3 protein-coding genes and 2 pseudogenes are annotated in these 3,996 nt (G+C 36.4%); all 5 read left to right on the plus strand.

What is annotated here, in order from left to right:
* The first annotated feature begins 110 nt into the window (after positions 1 to 110).
* Positions 111 to 941 carry an O-methyltransferase gene (locus tag AFK68_RS07140; RefSeq protein WP_094672160.1) on the plus strand — a complete coding sequence of 277 codons (831 nt, stop codon included), beginning with the start codon at positions 111 to 113 and terminating at the stop codon, positions 939 to 941.
* A gap of 283 nt (positions 942 to 1,224) precedes the next feature.
* A complete protein-coding gene (panD, locus tag AFK68_RS07145; protein WP_094672161.1) occupies positions 1,225 to 1,575 on the plus strand; it encodes an aspartate 1-decarboxylase in 351 nt (116 codons plus the stop codon).
* A gap of 4 nt (positions 1,576 to 1,579) precedes the next feature.
* Positions 1,580 to 1,718, plus strand: a pseudogene (locus AFK68_RS07150) (aspartate 1-decarboxylase); the annotation flags it as partial.
* Between the two features lie 166 nt (positions 1,719 to 1,884).
* Positions 1,885 to 3,270, plus strand: a complete 1,386-nt coding sequence (locus tag AFK68_RS07155) for an ATP-grasp enzyme (protein ID WP_094672163.1) — start codon at positions 1,885 to 1,887, stop codon at positions 3,268 to 3,270.
* A 331-nt stretch (positions 3,271 to 3,601) separates the two neighbouring features.
* A pseudogene (locus AFK68_RS07160) lies at positions 3,602 to 3,996 on the plus strand (sodium/proline symporter); the annotation flags it as partial.

The raw sequence follows: 3,996 nt of genomic DNA on the forward strand, positions 1-3,996 counted from the left end.
CCATCACCCCCACTCCCCATCACCCCCTCTACTTTTAAATAGATCCCTTCAGGGGTTCTATAAGATTGTAGTCGATACTGATAACTGATAACTAATAACTAATAACTGAAATGACAACCGTCGTAAAAACAGAAACTGCTAGACCAGTTACACCATTAGGTATTTTAGTAGAACAACTTGAAACAATTGTCAAGATGGCAGAAACTACAGAAATACCATCAGAACTAGCTGATGCTATTAAACAAGCTTATCAATTAGGAGCAGGTATTGACCCCTATATAGAGGAAAATACTACTCAAGAGTCAACTGCTTTGGCAGCATTAGCAGAAAAGACTAGCCAAGAACCCTGGAGTTTACGGTTTTCCAATAGTGAGACCGTACGTCAGCTAGAACAGGAAATGTTATCTGGGCATATTGAGGGGCAAACTTTAAAAATGTTTGTCTATATGACAGGAGCAAAACGTATCCTGGAAATAGGAATGTTTACCGGGTATTCAGCCTTGGCAATGGCAGAAGCTTTGCCAGAAGATGGGCGGATGGTTGCTTGTGAAGTGGATCAATATGTATCTGACTTTGCTAGAGCTTGTTTTGACAAGTCTCCTGATGGTAGTAAAATCTCAGTGGAAGTTGCTCCAGCTATAGAAACTATGAAAAAGTTAGTAGATGCAGGAGAATCTTTTGACTTAGTGTTTATTGATGCTGATAAAGGAGGGTATATAGAATATTTTAAAATGCTCTTAGATACAAATTTATTAGCAGCAAATGGATTTATTTGTGTCGATAATACTTTACTCCAAGGGCAACCTTATCTCCCACCAGAAAAACGTACTCCTAATGGAGAAGCGATCGCTCAATTTAATAGTTTTGTAGCCAAAGACCCCAGAGTAGAACAAGTTTTACTGCCTTTACGAGATGGGGTGACAATTATTAGACGAAAGTAGTTATGATTTAAGGAATAAGTAATAGGGAATAGGGAATAGGGAACAGTTAGAAAAATATTTCCGCAAGAAGTTGCTAAAAGTCGAAAACCTTTTGTAAACTGATTTTAACTTTTTGCCTTTTACCCTATATAGTATAACAGTCGAAGCAAAGGTTAGGAAATTTATAAACCCTAAAACAGTTTAATAGTCTGCTGTTCCCTATTCCCTAGCGCGTAGCGCTATATAACTTCCTCAATATTCGGTAACATCATAAATATTACCGAATATAAATAACTATGACCAAATGCTACTAACAATTTTTAAGAGCAAACTGCATCGACTTAGAGTAACCGAAGCACAATTATACTACGAGGGTTCAATTACTATTGATGAAGAACTACTAAAAACTGCCAATATTCTGGCTTATGAAAAAGTACAAGTAGTCAACGTCAACAATGGTGCACGCCTAGAAACTTACACTATTCCTGGAGAATGGGGCAGTCGTACTGTGTGCCTCAACGGTCCCGCAGCCCGGATGAATACTGTCGGCGACGAGATAATAGTTATTGCTTATGCACAAATGACCCCAGAAGAAGCAGTTCTACATCGTCCCCAAGTTATTCTAGTTGATGAAAATAATAACCCACTTAATTAAGGGNCAACGGTCCCGCAGCCCGGATGAATACTGTCGGCGACGAGATAATAGTTATTGCTTATGCACAAATGACCCCAGAAGAAGCAGTTCTACATCGTCCCCAAGTTATTCTAGTTGATGAAAATAATAACCCACTTAATTAAGGGAGTGTGGGGAGGGTGGGAAGTGTGGGAAGTGTTGGAAGTGTGGGAAGGGACTCAAAAGTTTCACTAAATATATGCTTTGAGATTTAATCAGCAAGCCCCTAATTCAAGGCTGTATTCATCACCCTCATAGAATTAAAATTATTATCTCTACAAAACTACTAATATGGCACTAATATTATTTGTTCAAGGACGTGCTTATGCACTATTCCAAAATCTCGGAACTCTTGCATTATTATTCATTCTTTTACCATTCAATTTATTGAAGGTAATACCGTCACTATTGTGGAATTTTATTACTAAACCATTTACAAAAAATGTAGGGTTTTGGTCTCCAAACCCCCAACCAGAAAATCCCAAAAATATCTTAATTACGGGTGCAAAAATGACAAAATCTTTGCAACTTGCCCGTTCATTTCATGCAGCAGGTCACAAAGCTTTTTTATTAGAAACAAATAAATATTGGTTATCAGGAAATAGATTTTCTAACGCCGTTGCCGGTTTCTACACCATACCTGCACCAAATAAAGATTGGGATGGTTATTGTCAGGGATTATTAGAGATTGTCAAAAAAGAAAATATAGATGTATTTATTCCAGTATCTAGTCCAGCAGGAAGCTACTATGAATCTTTAGCAAAACCACTTTTATCTGAATATTGTGAAGTCTTACATTTTGACACAGAAATTACTCAAATGTTAGATAATAAATTCACATTTATCGAAAAAGCTAAAAGTTTTGGTTTATCTGTACCAAAATCATTTTTAATTACAGACCCACAACAAATTCTCAACTTTGACTTTGCTGCTGATGGGAGTAAATATATTCTGAAAAGCATTCCTTACGACTCAGTGCGTCGTTTAGATATGACAAAATTGCCTATGAATTCTAGAGGCGAAATGGAACAATTTGTCAAAGGTTTGCCTATTAGTGAAGAGAAACCTTGGATTATGCAAGAATTTGTGAAAGGCAAAGAATATTGTACCCATAGCACTGTTAGAAAAGGTAAAATTAGACTCTATTGCTGTTGTGAATCATCAGAATTTCAAGTAAATTATGAACATATTGATAATCCCCAAATTTATGATTGGGTAGAAAAATTTGTTAGAGAATTAAATATTACTGGGCAAATTTCTTTTGATTTTATTCAGACAGAAGATGGTCGAGTTTTTCCTATAGAATGTAATCCCAGAACTCACTCAGCAATTACAACTTTTCACGACCATCCAGGGGTAGCAGATGCTTATTTAAAAGATAGTCAAAATGATAATGAAAAGCCAATATTACCACTGCCAAATAGTAAGCCTACTTATTGGACTTACCATGAATTATGGAGATTGACAGGCATTAATTCATTAGAGAAATTCCAAGCATGGATTAAAAGAATTACTGAAGGAACAGATGGTATTTTTCAAGTGAATGACCCCTTACCATTTTTAATGGTTCACCACTGGCAAATTGTCTTATTACTACTCAATAATTTACGCAAATTTAAAGGCTGGGTAAGAATTGATTTTAATATTGGCAAACTGGTAGAATTGGGAGGAGATTAAATAATGGATAATGGATAATGGATAATGGATAATTGATAATTGATAATTGATAATTGATAATGAAAACTATCTATAATTATCAATGATCCCTTGAAATTGAAAAGTCTAGTAGTAGACTGACACAGCTAAAACTGTGCAATAGATTTTTTGTTTCTAGGTGTCTTTTTCTCCCCACCCTCCCCACATCTAACGCACCATTTAAGGTGTGTCGGTCCAGTAGGGTGCGTTTCCCTGCGCAAACGCTAACGCACCCTACTGGACTATTTAAGACGAAACAGTCCACTACTGGCACTTTGACAGGCAAGATGCCTGTGCTACTCATTTAATTAAAATGGAAAAACAAATTTGGATTGCGATCACATTTATTGCCTTTTTATTGTCATTTACAATAGTAGGCATTTACTCTGCAACCCAAAAACAAAACACAACAACAGATTACTTACTGGCCAGTAGAAATGTCAATCCCTGGTTAACAGCACTATCAGCGATGGCAACTGGTCAGAGTGGGTATCTATTTATTGGTGTGATTGGTTTTACCTACAAAGTCGGATTTTCTTCTATTTGGATACCCGTCGCCTGGGCAATAGGAGACTACATTGCTTGGTGGTTAGTATTTAAAAGGTTAAGGTTAGTTTCTCAGCAAACAAACTCAGATACAGTTTCCTCATTCTTAGGTCAAGAAAATCTGGAGCAAAAAAATCAAGGGCGTTTGATTACAATAATTTC

The sequence above is a fragment of the Hydrocoleum sp. CS-953 genome (assembly GCF_002260545.1).
In the GTDB taxonomy this organism is placed as follows: domain Bacteria; phylum Cyanobacteriota; class Cyanobacteriia; order Cyanobacteriales; family Microcoleaceae; genus Trichodesmium.

Bases quoted from the DNA above. Each gene is read 5' to 3' on its own strand.
- AFK68_RS07140 (WP_094672160.1), top strand. From the start codon at position 111: ATGACAACCGTCGTAAAAACAGAAACTGCTAGACCAGTTACACCATTA.
- panD (WP_094672161.1), top strand. From the start codon at position 1,225: ATGCTACTAACAATTTTTAAGAGCAAACTGCATCGACTTAGAGTAACC.
- AFK68_RS07155 (WP_094672163.1), top strand. From the start codon at position 1,885: ATGGCACTAATATTATTTGTTCAAGGACGTGCTTATGCACTATTCCAA.